The organism is Rhizobium sp. 01N447_2 (assembly GCF_056399245.1).
The window spans coordinates 197,549-211,689 of sequence record NZ_JBFTQY010000002.1 but is presented as its reverse complement, the minus strand read 5'-3'; the positions used below and the strand labels follow the sequence as shown (position 1 = coordinate 211,689).

Genomic DNA, 14,141 nt, shown 5'->3' with positions numbered 1-14,141 from the left:
GCGAAGGGGATATGCCGCGCCCTCTCCGTTCCTCGCCAGCCTCTCGCGGGGCACGTCCCCTCGCTCCGTCTACGGGGAGAGGGTTAGGGTGAGGGGCAGTCATCAGCGCAAGCCGTCAGGAAACTGCTTCGCACTTCCGGCATCATATCCCGAACGTTCAAATCTCCCCAGCCGATGGCCCCCAGACATCCGTCAGCGCAAAACCGTTCGGATGCGGGTCAAAGGGGTCGAGCGCTACCTGGGTCAGGCCGAAGGTGAAGCCGCGGCCGGTGATGGTGGGGATGACGGCGGGGCGGCCGGCCACCTCGGTCACTGCCTGGAGGCCGACTTCGAATTCGGAGCCGATGATCGATTTCGAGGTGAAGACGTCGCCGACCTTGGCCTTGCCGCGGGCATAGAGCGTCGCGAGATTGGCGGAGTTGCCGGTGCCGCAGGGCGAACGGTCGGCCCGGCCCGGCCACATGGTGGTGCAGGTGCGCACGGTGCCATCGGCTTCGGTGTCGCGGAACATGACATAGGCGACGCCCGAGATTGCCGGGATCTCGGGATGGACGACCTTGATGTCGCGGTTGATCAGCTCCTTGAGGATCATGCCGGCCTGGACAAGGCCGGCGGCATTGGCCTTCTCGATCGTCAGACCGATCTGGCCGACATCAACAAGCGCATAGAAGATGCCGCCATAGCAGATATCGGCCTTGATCTTTCCCCAATGCGGCGTGTCGATTGCGACATCGAGCTCATGCACGAAGGAGGGCACCATGGTCAGCCTGACCTTCTCGCAGCGCCCGTCGCGGCAGGTCGCCGTTGCCTTGACGAGGCCGGCGGCGGTTTCGAGCGTGACGATCGTCTCCGGCTCCTTCATCTCGACGATGCCGGATTCGAGAAGCGCCGTGGTGACGCAGATCGAGTTCGAGCCGGAACTCGCATGCGCCTGGTCGGGCTGCAGGATGATGAAGGCGGCGTCGGCCTCCGGGTGTCGTGCCGGCAGCAGCAGGTTGACCGAGCCGATGGGCGCGCCGCGCGGCTCCAGGCAAAGGAAGCGGCGCAGTTCGTCACCCTTCGGATCGGTGTTCAGCCAATGCAGCTGGGCGGCGATAGTATCGCCGGGGATCTTCGGCACGCCGCCGATCGCGACGCGGCCGATCTCGCCTTCGGCATGGACATCCAGCAGCTGGATCGTGCGCTTCCATCTCATATCGAAAACTCCAGATCAGACGTGACGGGTGACGCCGCCATCGACGCGAATATTCTGGCCGGTGATATAACCCGCGCCTTCGGAGAGCAGGAAGGCCGCGGTCTTGGCGATCTCCTCCACATGTCCGATGCGCTTCATCGGGACCTTCTCGGCGGTCTCCGGCTTGTGGTTGAGGCTATCGATATAACCGGGCAGGATGCAGTTCATGCGGATATTGTCGGCCGCATAACGATCGGAATAAAGCTTGGTGAAGGCGCCGGCGGCGGCGCGGTAGGTGCAGGAAACCGGGAAGACCAGCGAGGGCTCATAAGCCGCAAAAGTGGTGATGTTGACGAAGGCGCCCTTGCCCTGTTTCAGCATGACCGGCGTCACCAGGCGGGCCATGCGCACCAGCGACAGGATCATCATGTCGGAACCGAGCGTCCAGTTCTCGTCCGAAATATCGAGCAGGTCACCCTTCGGCGGATGGCCGCTCAGGTTGACGACGGCATCGATGCGGCCATAGGTCTTCATCGTCAGGTCGAAGATCGCCTTCAGATCCTCGGCCTTTTCGGCCACGCCGCGCGAGGCGACGCCGCCGAGTTCGGCCGCCAGCTTTTCACAGCTTTCGGACGGCGACATCAGCGCCAGCTGATAGCCCTGCGCCGAGAGCTCGCGGGCGATCGCCTCGCCCATGCCGCGGCCGCCGCCGGTGATCAGCGCTACGGGTTTGGTGGTTTCGGACATCGGGACCTCCTAATATCGGTCTATGCGGAACGGGGTCATGTCGAGGGATGGTTTGAGCCCGGTCACCATATCGGCGATCACCAGCGCTGTCGTCGCCGAAAAGGTCAGGCCGAGATGGCCGTGGCCGGTCGCATAGAAAACGCCAGGCATTTTCGACGAGGGCGAAATGATCGGGATCGTATCGGGCAGGGCCGGACGGTGCCCCATCCATTCCGTCGTCTCCTCGACCTTCAAGCCGGGCAGCGCGCGCTGGGCATGGCGCACCAGCACCCGCGGACGGCGGAAATCTGGCGCGGCGTCAAGGCCGGCGAGCTCGACATTGCCGCCGACACGAATGCCGCCCGCCGTCGGCGTCACCATGAAGGCGCGATGCGGCCAGATCACCGAATAGCGCATCGAGATGCCGGGCTTCATGATCTGCGTGTGATAGCCGCGCTCGGTTTCGAGCGGGATCGGCTCGCCGAGCTTTTCGGCAAGGAAGCGGGTGTGGACGCCGGCGGCAAGCACCACCGAACCCGCCTCGATACGCCTGCCATCCTCGAGGAGAACGACGGCGGTGCCATCGCCCCTGCGCTCGATATTCCGCACGGTGCCGGAGACGAAGGTCGTGCCCGCCGCCTTTGCGGCGTCGGTGAGTTTGACGACGAGCTTGTAGGGATCGCGGATCGACTTGTTGTCGGGGAGCAGCACGGCCTTGGCGATCGCCGGTGACAAAGTGGGTTCGTAATATTGGATGGCGCCGTTACTCAAGACTTCGAAGTCGAGACCGTAGCGCTGCATCATGGCGAGATGGCCACGATCTGCGGCAAATTCCGCCTCGGTCTCGTAGATCGCGAGACAACCTTCCTCGGTCATCAACTCGGGCGCGCCGATCGCCTCGAGCATCTCTTTGAAATCGCCGAGCGCCCGGTTCGACAGGCGCATGCCGGCATCCTCGATCTCTCTAAGGCGCGAGGGCCGGCCGGCAGCGAGGAAGCGCAGGAACCAGGGCAGCATCCTGGCGGCATAGGAGGGCCGCAGCCAGACCGGGCCTTCGGGATCGAGCAGCCAGCCGGGGATCTTCTTCCAGGTCGAGGGGCCGGAACCGGCGGCAAAATCAAGCGCAATGCTTGCCATATTGCCGAAAGAGGTGCCGCGGCCCGGCTCGCCCTTGTCGATCAGCGTCACATCAAGGCCGCGCCGCTGCAGCTCGAAAGCGATCGAGGCGCCGATCACGCCTGCGCCGACGACCGCCACACTCTTCTTCGTCTCATCCGCCATGCCATCAACCCATCGCACGGCAGACAGAAGTGCCGTCGTGAACCTGATATATCACATCAAGATGCGATGCCTAGAGAATTTCCGTTTTTTCCGAAACAAGGGAATTCTCTATCTCTTTGTTTTTTCGCAATTCCGAAACGCAAAACCGCTGTGCACTTTTGCTGGAATTGCTCTGTGGAATTTTTACTGGCTTTCCGGCAGGCCGGCGCCGACGCTGTCGCCGACCGAACCGACGGTGTTGTTCATCGACTGGCCGAGACGCTTCAGCTGGGCATCGTAGTTGCGCCGGGTGCGCGGATCGAAGATCGCAATCGGCGTGCTGACGGCGACGCTGACGGCACTTCCGGCGGTCTGGGCAGCGCCCATCGCCACGGCGCCGACGGCCTCGCCGAGGCCGACATTGGAATCGGTGATCGTCTGGCCGGCAATTAGCCGGTCGCCGATCAGCTTCACCACTTCGGGGCTTTCGGCGAATTTGCCGTGGTTCAGCCGATCGCCGCCCTTGAGCTTGGTGAGGTCGAGCACGGTGATGCCGGCCGCCTCGAGCTTGCTGCGATAGGGTTCGACGGAGGGATCGATCTGGCCGAGCCGGTCGACATTGCCGGAGATGCGCCGCGACAGCGCCAGAGCCCGGTCATCCTGCGAAACGAAGATGGTGAAGTGCGGCCTGTCCTTGCCGAGGCTGGCGAACTGGCGGCCGAAGACATCGACATCGAGATCCGGCGAGGCAAGGATGACATTGTTGATCTTCGGAGCGACGTGACCGTTGCGGATCGCCATCTGCCGCAGCGCTTCGACGGTGAGCCAGGTGCCCATCGAATGGGCCATGATGGTGACGTCGCTGACGGCGGGATTGGCGGCGGTGCGGGTCAGCAGCTCCTCCAGCGCGTCGCGGGAATAGTTGGTGCTTTCCTTGTCGTAATTATAATCGAAGATGCTGCCGCGCGACGGCCAGGTGAAGACGACGGGCGCGACATCGGCATGCGAATCGTGGACGATCTGCGCGAAGCGGTAGACGGCATCCTCATAACGATTGTTGAAGCCGTGGACGAAGACGAGTACGCGACGGCTCTTCGGCATATGGGACTTCAGCCAGGTCTCGCCGGCCCGCTCGCCTTCCAGGGGATCGACAGAAACGGTGACGAAATCGCGCAGCGGATCGGCCGGCAGGCGGCTTGGCCATTGCACCTGGCCGACCTTGCGATTGGCTTCCGGCGGGATCGAGACATCGAYGGCATTGACGGCGAGCCCGGTGCCGCGTTCGCCGGAGAAAAGCACGGCGGGATTATCGTCGGCAGCGCGCGTCGTGGCGACGAGTAGATCGACCTTCGACGTGCCGGGGGCCGCGGTGCCGGCCGCCTGCATGACACCGACCGGCCTGCCGCCGCAGCCGGAAAGCGCCATCATTGCTACCAGAAGACCTGTCAGGGCCGCGCGCGGGGCGCGTCTTTTGCCGATCATGACCAACTCCAATCGGTTCACGCACCGGACAGGCGGCGCCCGTTCAAATAGTCCGACGAGGCTTGCCGAGTCAAACCGCGGGAAATGAACAAGAGCGTTCCTGTGAAAACAGCTGCACGCTTTTGCTGGAAATGCTCCTGAAACTTTCGGCCGCCCCCGGCGTTCTTTTCCGATCAGATTCAATCGATGGATCACGGTCATGAAGTCGCTCGCGATCACATGCTTATCGACATTGATGCTGATGCCTTCGGTCGGCTTGACGGAGACGCTCGGCGAAGCCGATATCCGCCGCGACATCATCGGCAAGACGGTCTACCTCTCCATACCGCTCGGCGGTGAACTGCCGCTGATCTTCCGCTCCTCCGGCACGGTCGACGGCAACGGTCACGCAATCGGTCTTGGCCGCTATGTCAAGCCAAGCGATACCGGCCAATGGTGGATCGACGCCAACCGCCTCTGCCAGAAATTCCAGAGCTGGAACAAGGGCAAGCCGATGTGCTTCGAACTCGAACGCGCCGGCGCCAACACGATTAAATGGACCCGCGACAATGGCAGGACCGGTGTTGCCCGGATCGGCAATTGATCGATTTGACTTAAGGGAAATGAGACTTGCAGGGAAAGAAAAAAGCCCGACGCGGGAGGAGGTGCGCCGGGCTCTTGATCCTGACTGACAACTGGGAGGAGGAGTGTTGTCAGTCCGATGTAAGAGCGCTGGGAGGAGGAGTGCGCTGCTTACGAAGATAGTAATAGCCAATTCTCTTGATTCGGAATAGCGAAAATACCGCAATGCAGCAATGCACTGCATGCAAGGCTTGCCCTCAAAATAACAGGTCGCCGCCTCATTTTGCAGCATGTTTGACCGGATGGTCAAAATTATGCCGAAAATTGCGGCCCTCTCGGATCGCCAATGGGCTGGCCCCCTCATCCGCCTGCCGGCACGCCGCCGGGTCGAACCACAGATCTCGACCCGTCCTTCGGCCGCGTAAACGGAGCGAAGGGACATACCGCAACATCTCGACTCCCTCTTCTCCCCAGCGAGGAGAAGGTGCCCGTAGGGCGGATGAGGGGCCGGCGAAGCCGGTCTTTCCTACAACGCGTGGCGGGATAGGAATGATGAGGGGGGTGATGCCGTGTGGCCCCCTCATCCGCCTGCCGGCACCTTCTCCCCGAGGGGAGAAGAGGACATGCCGCGACCTCTCCGTGCCCCGCCTCGTCAAGCAGCCTTGAAGACCTTCCTGCCTTCGCCGTCGAGGGCGGAGAATTCCTCGTTCGAGAGGGTGATGTCGACGGCTGCGACATTTTCCTCGAGATGCTTGACCTTGGAGGTGCCGGGGATCGGCAGCATGACCGGGCTGCGCTTCAGCACCCAGGCGAGCGCGATCTGGCTTGGCGCGGCATTGTGATTTTTGGCGATCGTATCGAGCAGCGAGCCGGGCTTGGCGAGATCGCCGGCGGCGAGCGGATACCACGGGATGAAGCCGATATTGTGCTTGGCGCAATAGTCGAGCACGTCCTCGCTGGTGCGATCGACGAGATTGTAGCGGTTCTGGACGGTCGCGACCTTGAAATGCTTCGAAGCCGCCTCGATGTCGGCAACGGACACTTCGCTCAGACCTGCATGGCGGATGAGGCCGCTGTCGAGCAGCGATTTGATCGCATCGAATTGCTCCTTGGCCGGCACCTTCGGGTCGATCCTATGCAACTGCCAGAGATCGATCTGCTCGACGCCGAGATTGCGCAGGCTCTTATGCACTTGCTGGATCAGATATTCCGGACGTCCCACAGGCAGCCAGATATCGGGACCGTGGCGGGTCAGGCCGCCCTTGGTGGCGATGACCGACTTGCCGCCATAGGGATGCAGCGCTTCMTTGATCAGCCATTCCGAGACATCGGGGCCGTAGGAATCGGCCGTATCGATGAAGTTGACGCCGAGTTCCGGCAAGCGCTTCAGCGTGCGGATGGATTCGGCATGATCGGCGGGCTCGCCCCAGATGCCCTTGCCGGTGACGCGCATGGCGCCGAAACCGAGGCGGTTGATCTCGATATCGCCGCCGATCTTGAAGGTGCCTGACTTCGCTGCGTTGTAACTGGACATGGTCTTTCCTCTCTTATCAATCAATCATTGAAATCGGTGGAACGGTCGGAGGCGGTTCAACAGCCGCGGCATGGATGCCGAAGCTTTCGGAGATACCTTCGAACGCGAATGTCTGCCCTGATCGAAAGCGATGCCCGCCATGGTGATGATCCGCCCCTCGCGGGGATCAGCAGAATGTGGCTGCTGCGACGCTTGCACATATAGGACGGCCCAGTTCCGATGAAAGGGCCCTGATGACAGGGATGAGCGGAAACATCGACATCGAACCGACGCCTCGGGAGAGTGCACTGATCCTCAGGCGGCCTGCGTCACAGCCTGGTCTTTGCCTCGTCGCCGAATTCCGCCAGCATCTTCCAGAGGTCGGCGAAAATCTCCCGGGCGAAATCCTCAAGCGAGGCGCCCGGCGGGCGCTGCTGCCAGAGTTCGCCGCCGACGCGCAGCGCGCCGATGACGATCGCCGCAAGGAGGCGCATGCGCGAGCGCTGCTCTGGATCATTTCCCTTGCGCAGAAGCAGCGCCTCGGCGAGCTTCTGTTCGAGCCTGGCGTATTTCAGCTGATCGCGGGCCTTCAGCGCCGGCGTGCGATGGATGAGTTCACCAAGCGCCAGGCCAGGCTCCTCGACGGAGGCGATGACGGTTGCGGTGATCGCCACCTCGACCGCCGCGACCGAGGATTCTGCCGCCGGCCTTGCCGCGACCGCCGCCATCAGGCGATCGGCGAAGGCATCCTGCCAGGCGAAAACCACCTCTTCCTTGGAGGGGAAATAATCGAAGAAACTGCGCTTGGAGACATCGGCCGCCTCGGTAATGTCCTCGATCGTCGTGGCATCGAAGCCGCGTTGCAGAAAGAGGGTCATGGCCGCCTGCTCGATGCGCTCGCGCGTCTGCCGCCGCTTGCGTTCCCGCCTGCCTTCGGTCGTCTCCGTCCGCTTGTTTTCAGCCATTCCGGCCCGGCATCATCGTTCAGCCGCCGGTTTCGTTGGAAAAGGCGGCGACGTCGTCGATGTCAGTCTCGCTCTCGCGATAGCCGATGCGCTCGCGCGAYAGTTCCAGCGGTTTGCTGCGCGAAATCCGGTAGACAGACGCCGGCGGCAGGTTGCGCACCGTCCCGCCGATGCGCACCGCCTTCAGGTCGAGACGGTCGAGGATCGGCCGCGGCACCGGGCAGCGGGGACCATAGGTAAACTGATAGACGGCCCCGCCCGGCCGCATATAGGCGAAGGCGCCGGCCATGATCGAGGCGATCTTGCGGGGCGGCATGGAGAGCAGCGGCAGGCCGCTGACAACAGCGCCGACCGGCTCGCCTTCGAAAATATCGGCATGGGCGAGATGGGCGGCATCCATCTGCAATACACGCGCCGTGGGGAAACGCGCCTGCAGCGAGGTGATGAACTCCGGGCCATACTCGATCAGGGTCAGATCGGCTTCGCTCACCCCGCGCGCCAGCAGCGCCCGGGTAAAGACGCCGGTTCCCGGGCCGAGCTCGATGATCGGACCGTCGAGTGCGGCAATTTCACTGGTCATGATCCTGGCAAGCGAATCCCCCGACGGCGCGATGGCCGCCACCCGAAGCGGATTGCTGATCCAGGAGCGGAAAAAATGCAGGAAATCGGCGCGTGCGGACTTTGCAGTCATGATTATCCCACCTGTCTGAAATTCGATTGATTACGAAATGCGACCATCGCGGCGAGCATGGCAATTCCAAGGCAGAGGCGTCAATCGCTCTTGGCTGCGGCTTTTCGCAACACCACTGTCAACAGTTTGCCTGATTCTGTACTTATTGCATTTTTGCATTCGATGCAACATCGTACGAACGACAGTTGGGAAAGGACATGTCGTATCCGGCTGACAAGGCCGAGGATGGCGCCGAGGGAAGAGCGGGGTTTGCCAACACACTGAGGGCGGCTCGGAGGCCGCCCTTCAGCTCAGACGGGGTCGCTCGCGATGGGAACGGCCGAGCGCCTCGTCAGTAATTGCAGCTGGAGCTGCTGGTCGGGTTGAAGCCGAGCTTGCAATCCATGTTGAGCGGCTTCTTCGGGTTCATCATATAATGTGTCGAACCCGAGGTTTCCGAGGCGCGATCGCCGATCGAACCGGTCGTGCGCCGGTCGTGCTGCACCGTGGTTTCTTGTTGGGCAACCGGACGCGTGGCTGCACCCTGCTCCGTTGCACTCGACTGGAGGGGAGCTGCCGTGGCCGAGAAGGCCGAGAGGCCGAGGATTGCGCCGAAGGCAGCGGCCACCAGGCCGTTCTTGAAAGTCGTGGTCATCATCGTCTCCTTGGGAAGATTCAGGGAATTTACGTCCCGGAGTTAGGAAGGCGATCTGTCACATACTACGATGTCAAATAAGAGGTCACGGATATGTGAGCGGCGGCCCGATCGAGAAAAAGGCGGCTCCTCGCCGCCTCCTTCATTTGCCGGCTCAATAGCCGTTATCACACGGCATGCTGCCGGGACCGATCGATCCGGAAAACGTAGGGTTGCACATTTCCGGAGCTGCCGGCCTGTTCACCGGCGGGCGGACGATGGAGCCCGTGGTGCCGGCCTCGACGCCGAAAGCGGCAAGCGGATACCAGTAGCCATCGGAGTGGCGGCGGGTGCCGGGGCGCTCGGTGCGGAAGCCCTGATAACCATGCCAAGACCCGGCATGTGGTTTATATTGCACCATTTTCACGTCCGAGACAGTTGGCGGGGAAACCGTCTGGACGGGTGCGGCTCGCGCGGGGACAATAGACGCGAGGGCGAGAAGGGCGCCGAGGGCGGCGGTGGAAGGGGTGAGACTGAGCATCTTCATGATAAACCCTCCTTACTGGATTTATCTCCGGGGAATGCGCTTCCCAACTGCGGAGTTCCGCCGCAGCACGCAACTTCCAAAACTCGTGATTGCAGGCGATCCGGCGTGACCAAATAGCCAAAAAACGTGAAAAGTCGCGATCAGAAAGAGGGCTCAAACGGCGTTTGTGAGGAAACGCGAATTCTCTGTTCTCAATTCGCGTATAATGTCCGGTAGCCCTGGCCGGAGAGGCAGGCGACATATTGGCGATGGGCGGCCGCGCGCGCTATCGTTTCGGCCTCAAGCTCATCGGCTTGAGCATATCCGGTCAGTTGGGCGCGCAGCTGATACTGCTTCCTCGCCTCGTCATACATGGCGTTGCCGTCGGTCATGCAAAGGCCGTGCGCGACAGCGGGCGGATTGACCGGCACGCCGACCGCCAGGAGCACGGGATCATTGGCATGGTCGATGCAGCCGGCAAGGCCCGTCATCATCGCCAGGGCAGCCAGAGCCCGAAAAATTCCCACCGACATGCATTCCTCCGGCTGAAGCGCCTCAAAGATCATCAGACCTGCGGATACATCAGGAAGGTTGCGCGAAACTAGGCTGACGGTTTGCCTGCCAATTCCGACCGGACGGCGCCGCGCCCTGGTGGACCCACGCCTTGTTCTATCGCTACGTTCTCAGACAGAAAAACGCCGGAAAGCCGGGTTATGCCCCATTTCGCGTCGAGCACGCCGCAGAGGCATCCCATTCGGAGATTGCCGGGACATTGAAGGAACTCGGCATGGATGTCGTCTTCGTCGGCGAGTATGTGTCGACACAGGTGCACGCGCTCAAGGACCGAATTCCCCCACTTTATTGGCTCTATGAAGCTTTCGGCCTTCTGCTTCGCACGGTTTCGGCCGGAAAGATCGGGGGGCGGGAGACGGAGTTCCTGATCGTGGCAAAGTGCCTTCGTTAGGGACACCCCACCAAGATCTATATAGCACTTCGGAATCCCGAAATTGGTTGGGGCATTGAATTCATTCAACGTTTCTTCAGCTGCACAGCTCACGAAGCGCGGCGGATTTCGGAATCCCGAAGCGGGGGGATTTCGGGATTCCGAAGTGGGATTTTTTTCTTCCGGCCGACGCGCCCGCGTTTGTCGGCAGCAATCTTGCGGTCGGTCTCGGACCATTTCCGGCACCTTTCCGCCGTGCATCGCTTCCACTCGTCGGTGGGTGGCGTGCCTTCATGGTCACCGACAAAAGTCAGCGTGAACCGGTTGGGATGCGCGACACCGCTGCCTGCCCGGCCGCGGCGAACTTTTATCAGCCCCTTATATTCGAGCTCGTCGATCGCATCGGCCACATATTCGCCGGTCACGCCGTAGGACACGAACTGAGGATGGGTCACGATCAGCTTGCCGTTTTCCAGGGCGGCGTGCGACGTGTGCTCGATGACGATGCGGAAGAAGGCGCGGCAGGCGTTCGCACTCAATGTCGTGAAGGCCGCAGATTCCAGCAACTGAATGGTGAACCATTGCCAGCGAAGGCTACCGTCATCCGCCGCGCCCGGCGGAGCAGTATGCTTGCGCACCATCGCCCGCGTCTTTCCCTGACTGGTTCGGCTTTTGTCGCGAGGGTTGAATTCCGCCATCAGCCCCTCGCCCGTGTTGTCGATCGATATCCGCCCGCCCGCCGGAGCCTGTTGCGGGAACTCCGTTCATGCAGCGCGTGACGGCCGGAGCTCGTCCGCATCATCACCTCATCTCGGAGAAAAAATTTGCTCAACATCTAACAGTCCGTGGTTGCAATGGCGGCAAACCTAGCGCAAGAACGATCCATGAACTAGGAAAATATTCTTAGTTATGATCTTCTATTATCCAGTCCCTTCTGCTAGGATCCCTGCAATGAATCTCAGGGGTAGAAGCGCGATGCGAATAAGCGGTATGGGGGAGAAGAGCGTGGTCGTTTGCATCCGGCGATTGCCGGCATTGGTTTCGATCTTGCTGGCAAGCGCCGTCCAAGCCTTTCCCTGCGATCAGCCGATCATGATATCCAATTGGTCGCTCTGTGCGATCGCCAATGAGGGCGGCGCCGCTGATTGGAAAGCTGTGCCTGCGTGGACTCGTCAGAAAGCCATAAGCACGTATTTCGGAAACGAGCCGCGGCTCTTAGCAAACCACGGACTTTGCAACGCCAAGTTCCAACGCGTCGTGCTCTGCCTGCCAGGATAGGAAATGGGCGACCCGGATGAGTGCTCATATCTGATTTGCAGTGGCTATTACTCATCTTCGTTCGGGAAGAAAGAAAGGGAAGACGATTTGAGAGACCACCCGACCGCTCAATAGTTTTTCGCTTCGCTGTCTTGGGGCAGAGATTGGAGCGGCCGACGAGAAGTGCTTATCCTTGATCTCCCGATCTCGATCTTGAAAACCTGAAGCAGTTTCGCGCAAAACGATTATCGCAGCGTCGGCACTACCCATGCTCGCGGCCGGCGGCCGGACGGCGCGCCACAACCTTCAATGTTCGGAGGCCCTGCCCGCATGACATCACCGCACTGGAAGAGATTTGCCTGGTTTTGCCTGTGCCTCACACTCTCCCATCCGGCATGGTCCGCCGGCGGCATCGATATCCCGGGCTACGCGCCGGCGCCGGGCGTCGAGCGCAGCTACCGCGTTCAAAAAGCGACCGAGACCGATATGTCGTTCTGGTTCGACAAGCCAGGCGCCTCGGCCATGACGATGCGCGGCGCGTTTCGCCAGCGTATGACGGTTCTGTCGCTGGATGAAGACGGCATGCGGGTCCGCTGGTCCCTCAGCGCCGACTTGCCGGAAGACATTGTGGGCCTTGCCGATAGCTATCAGATGAACCTGCTCTATCGCAATTCCCTCACGGCCTATGGCACCGCTGCGCTCGAACTCGAAACCGACCTGAACGGCAACCCGCGCGACCTCTCCGGTGTCGATCAGATCATGGCGCACATGCGGGAGATGGCGGCCAATGGACCGGGTGGAGTCCCCGCAGCCGGCGCCTCTGCGGCGCGGGAAAGCGGGCTCTATGACATCATTGCCAAGCTGGAGGCAAACCCTCTTCAGATTGTCGCCGCCTTGGTGCCGGAGGCGCAACTGCTCGCCACAGGGCTATCCTATCAAGCAGAGACCATGGAGATTGGTCAGGCCTCGGCGACCTCGCGAGACGAAGATTATGGCGGCGTCAGTGTTCCGGTGACATCGACCTGGACTCTGAAATCCACCGACGCAACCGCACGCACCGCAACCCTTTCGCTGTCGGAGGAAGCCGACGCCGCAGCGTTCAGCCAGTCGCAGCAGCCGGCGATCGCAAATTTGATGACGGGCTTTGCCGAGCGGGCAAAGAGCCTCACTGCCGATCAGCTGGCTTCCGTCAAACGCGCCAGCAAGAGCCGAAGCGTCGAACTCRTGGTGTCCCTGAACGATGGTTCGACGCTCGAAGCGTCGGAGATCGTAACCGTTGAGGCAGGAGGGACGACGTTGCGCACATACACCCATATCCAACGTGAGGATATGCCGGCCAGCTTGCCGCTTCCCGCCGTGCTGACGGCAAAAGACTTGCAGACGCCCGTTTTGCATATCGAGCCGCTGCCATCGGCCAAGGCCGGGCCGGGCATCCTGGATGAGCTTTCGACACCGCCTGCCCCGCCAACGGCATCGCAGGATACGACCGTTGCGACGGACGATGACAGGGCCAAGGAGATCGCGCCCGTCTCGCTTGAGGTGAAGAGTGCGGAGGTAAGCCTGTCTCCCGTGTCCTACGACCACGGGCTGAATATCATGCTCACCCCGGAAAGCGCCGCCGAATTCCGCGATTTCACCCAGGCGGTATTGGGACGACAAACGCAGATGCTGATCAACGACAAGGTCGTCGTGGAACCCTGGATGAGGGAGCCGATCATGGATGGTCGCATCGTTCTGGCGGGAACGGATAGGAAAGATCTGGAAGCGCTGGCGGAACAGTTGAAGGTTCCCGGGGTCAAGATTCTCGTCCGGTTACGCCCATAAGGGCGCCAGCTGTGTAGGCGGACTTCAATCCTTCGCTTCAGGGATCAGACGTATCAGAGTTCCGTCACTCGCCGCGGCACTGATTGCCGTTGCGATCTGCCGGAGCGGTCCACGCGCGACGAGCGTCTCTGGCGGAGGAGGTTTTCCGGGACCCGGATCGATAAAGGCTGAGCACTCATGATCCGAGTCGAGCATTGCCATGAACGATGTCGTAACAATCGTTTCGCCGCAGGCGGCGCATCGGAGAATGTAGGAACCGCCGTGGACGATCGATTCTGTTTTGTCCAATCCGCAGGACGGGCAGGCCAACATATTGGTCATTGCTTCACTCGAGCATGAGCACGCACGCGGCTCTAGGAGGCAGCGGCCAGAACGATGGCGATCGCGAGCAGCAAGGGACCCATCCACTTGAAATGGCGAACCAACGGCGGCCGGCTGGCCGGCTTGCCTGGATATGGCAGATAACCAAAGCCCACGGACGTCATCCAGAGGCCGGCGCAAAACATGATGATTTCATCGATATAGGCTGCGATCATGACTTTCCTGCCTTCGGATCGGCGCTGCGATATCTCGGTTTCCGCTAAAGCGCGTCGCGATCTTTCAGAT

15 protein-coding genes and 2 pseudogenes are annotated in these 14,141 nt (G+C 61.4%); 4 read left to right on the top strand and 13 right to left on the bottom strand.

The window, feature by feature from the left end; genetic code table 11:
• Positions 1–157: 157 nt before the first annotated feature.
• The 4 genes from AC1ECN_RS02405 to AC1ECN_RS02390 form a co-directional block, all read right to left on the bottom strand.
• Entirely contained in the window at positions 158–1,195 is a 1,038-nt protein-coding gene (locus tag AC1ECN_RS02405; RefSeq protein WP_130660807.1) for a 4-hydroxyproline epimerase, read from the bottom strand.
• Positions 1,196–1,210: 15 nt separating this feature from the next.
• Positions 1,211–1,921 (bottom strand): SDR family oxidoreductase, encoded by a 711-nt coding sequence (locus AC1ECN_RS02400; protein ID WP_018068755.1) that lies wholly within the window; start codon positions 1,919–1,921, stop codon positions 1,211–1,213.
• A gap of 9 nt (positions 1,922–1,930) precedes the next feature.
• On the bottom strand, positions 1,931–3,181 hold the full coding sequence (locus AC1ECN_RS02395) for an NAD(P)/FAD-dependent oxidoreductase (RefSeq protein ID WP_075225646.1): 1,251 nt from the start codon (positions 3,179–3,181) through the stop codon (positions 1,931–1,933).
• Positions 3,182–3,364: 183 nt separating this feature from the next.
• Positions 3,365–4,642, bottom strand: coding sequence for an alpha/beta hydrolase (locus tag AC1ECN_RS02390; RefSeq protein WP_477952072.1), 1,278 nt, complete (start codon positions 4,640–4,642; stop codon positions 3,365–3,367).
• 199 nt (positions 4,643–4,841) lie between these two features.
• Between AC1ECN_RS02390 and AC1ECN_RS02385 the strand changes: the two genes are divergently transcribed.
• Positions 4,842–5,225: a hypothetical protein gene (locus AC1ECN_RS02385; protein ID WP_130671853.1), complete on the top strand. Its 384-nt coding sequence runs from the start codon at positions 4,842–4,844 to the stop codon at positions 5,223–5,225.
• Between the two features lie 630 nt (positions 5,226–5,855).
• Here AC1ECN_RS02385 and AC1ECN_RS02380 read toward each other — a convergent pair.
• From AC1ECN_RS02380 to AC1ECN_RS02355, 6 genes are all read right to left on the bottom strand, one after another.
• The gene (locus tag AC1ECN_RS02380; RefSeq protein ID WP_477952069.1) at positions 5,856–6,737 is read right to left on the bottom strand and encodes an aldo/keto reductase; all 882 of its coding nucleotides are present in this window, start codon (positions 6,735–6,737) and stop codon (positions 5,856–5,858) included.
• A gap of 308 nt (positions 6,738–7,045) precedes the next feature.
• The gene (locus tag AC1ECN_RS02375; protein WP_018068749.1) at positions 7,046–7,681 is read right to left on the bottom strand and encodes a TetR family transcriptional regulator; all 636 of its coding nucleotides are present in this window, start codon (positions 7,679–7,681) and stop codon (positions 7,046–7,048) included.
• Positions 7,682–7,700: 19 nt separating this feature from the next.
• Positions 7,701–8,372, bottom strand: coding sequence for a class I SAM-dependent methyltransferase (locus AC1ECN_RS02370; RefSeq protein WP_018495639.1), 672 nt, complete (start codon positions 8,370–8,372; stop codon positions 7,701–7,703).
• Between the two features lie 331 nt (positions 8,373–8,703).
• On the bottom strand, positions 8,704–9,006 hold the full coding sequence (locus tag AC1ECN_RS02365; protein WP_130671852.1) for a hypothetical protein: 303 nt from the start codon (positions 9,004–9,006) through the stop codon (positions 8,704–8,706).
• A gap of 154 nt (positions 9,007–9,160) precedes the next feature.
• A complete protein-coding gene (locus AC1ECN_RS02360; protein ID WP_130656297.1) occupies positions 9,161–9,532 on the bottom strand; it encodes a cell surface protein in 372 nt (123 codons plus the stop codon).
• A gap of 191 nt (positions 9,533–9,723) precedes the next feature.
• The gene (locus tag AC1ECN_RS02355; protein WP_130656298.1) at positions 9,724–10,044 is read right to left on the bottom strand and encodes a hypothetical protein; all 321 of its coding nucleotides are present in this window, start codon (positions 10,042–10,044) and stop codon (positions 9,724–9,726) included.
• 113 nt (positions 10,045–10,157) lie between these two features.
• Here AC1ECN_RS02355 and AC1ECN_RS02350 point away from each other — a divergent pair.
• A pseudogene (locus tag AC1ECN_RS02350) lies at positions 10,158–10,475 on the top strand (class I SAM-dependent methyltransferase); the annotation flags it as partial.
• Between the two features lie 89 nt (positions 10,476–10,564).
• Here the strand turns inward: AC1ECN_RS02350 and AC1ECN_RS02345 are convergent.
• Positions 10,565–11,152 carry a hypothetical protein gene (locus tag AC1ECN_RS02345; protein WP_130663979.1) on the bottom strand — a complete coding sequence of 196 codons (588 nt, stop codon included), beginning with the start codon at positions 11,150–11,152 and terminating at the stop codon, positions 10,565–10,567.
• Positions 11,153–11,363: 211 nt separating this feature from the next.
• Here AC1ECN_RS02345 and AC1ECN_RS02340 point away from each other — a divergent pair.
• Together AC1ECN_RS02340 and AC1ECN_RS02335 are read left to right on the top strand one after the other, a co-directional pair.
• Positions 11,364–11,846: pseudogene (locus tag AC1ECN_RS02340) on the top strand (hypothetical protein).
• Between the two features lie 195 nt (positions 11,847–12,041).
• Entirely contained in the window at positions 12,042–13,535 is a 1,494-nt protein-coding gene (locus tag AC1ECN_RS02335) for a hypothetical protein (protein ID WP_477952065.1), read from the top strand.
• A 24-nt stretch (positions 13,536–13,559) separates the two neighbouring features.
• On the opposite strand, the gene AC1ECN_RS02330 is transcribed toward AC1ECN_RS02335, so the two are convergent.
• Positions 13,560–13,856: a hypothetical protein gene (locus tag AC1ECN_RS02330; RefSeq protein WP_130660799.1), complete on the bottom strand. Its 297-nt coding sequence runs from the start codon at positions 13,854–13,856 to the stop codon at positions 13,560–13,562.
• 32 nt (positions 13,857–13,888) lie between these two features.
• On the bottom strand, positions 13,889–14,071 hold the full coding sequence (locus AC1ECN_RS02325) for a hypothetical protein (RefSeq protein ID WP_017958768.1): 183 nt from the start codon (positions 14,069–14,071) through the stop codon (positions 13,889–13,891).
• Positions 14,072–14,141 lie beyond the last annotated feature (70 nt).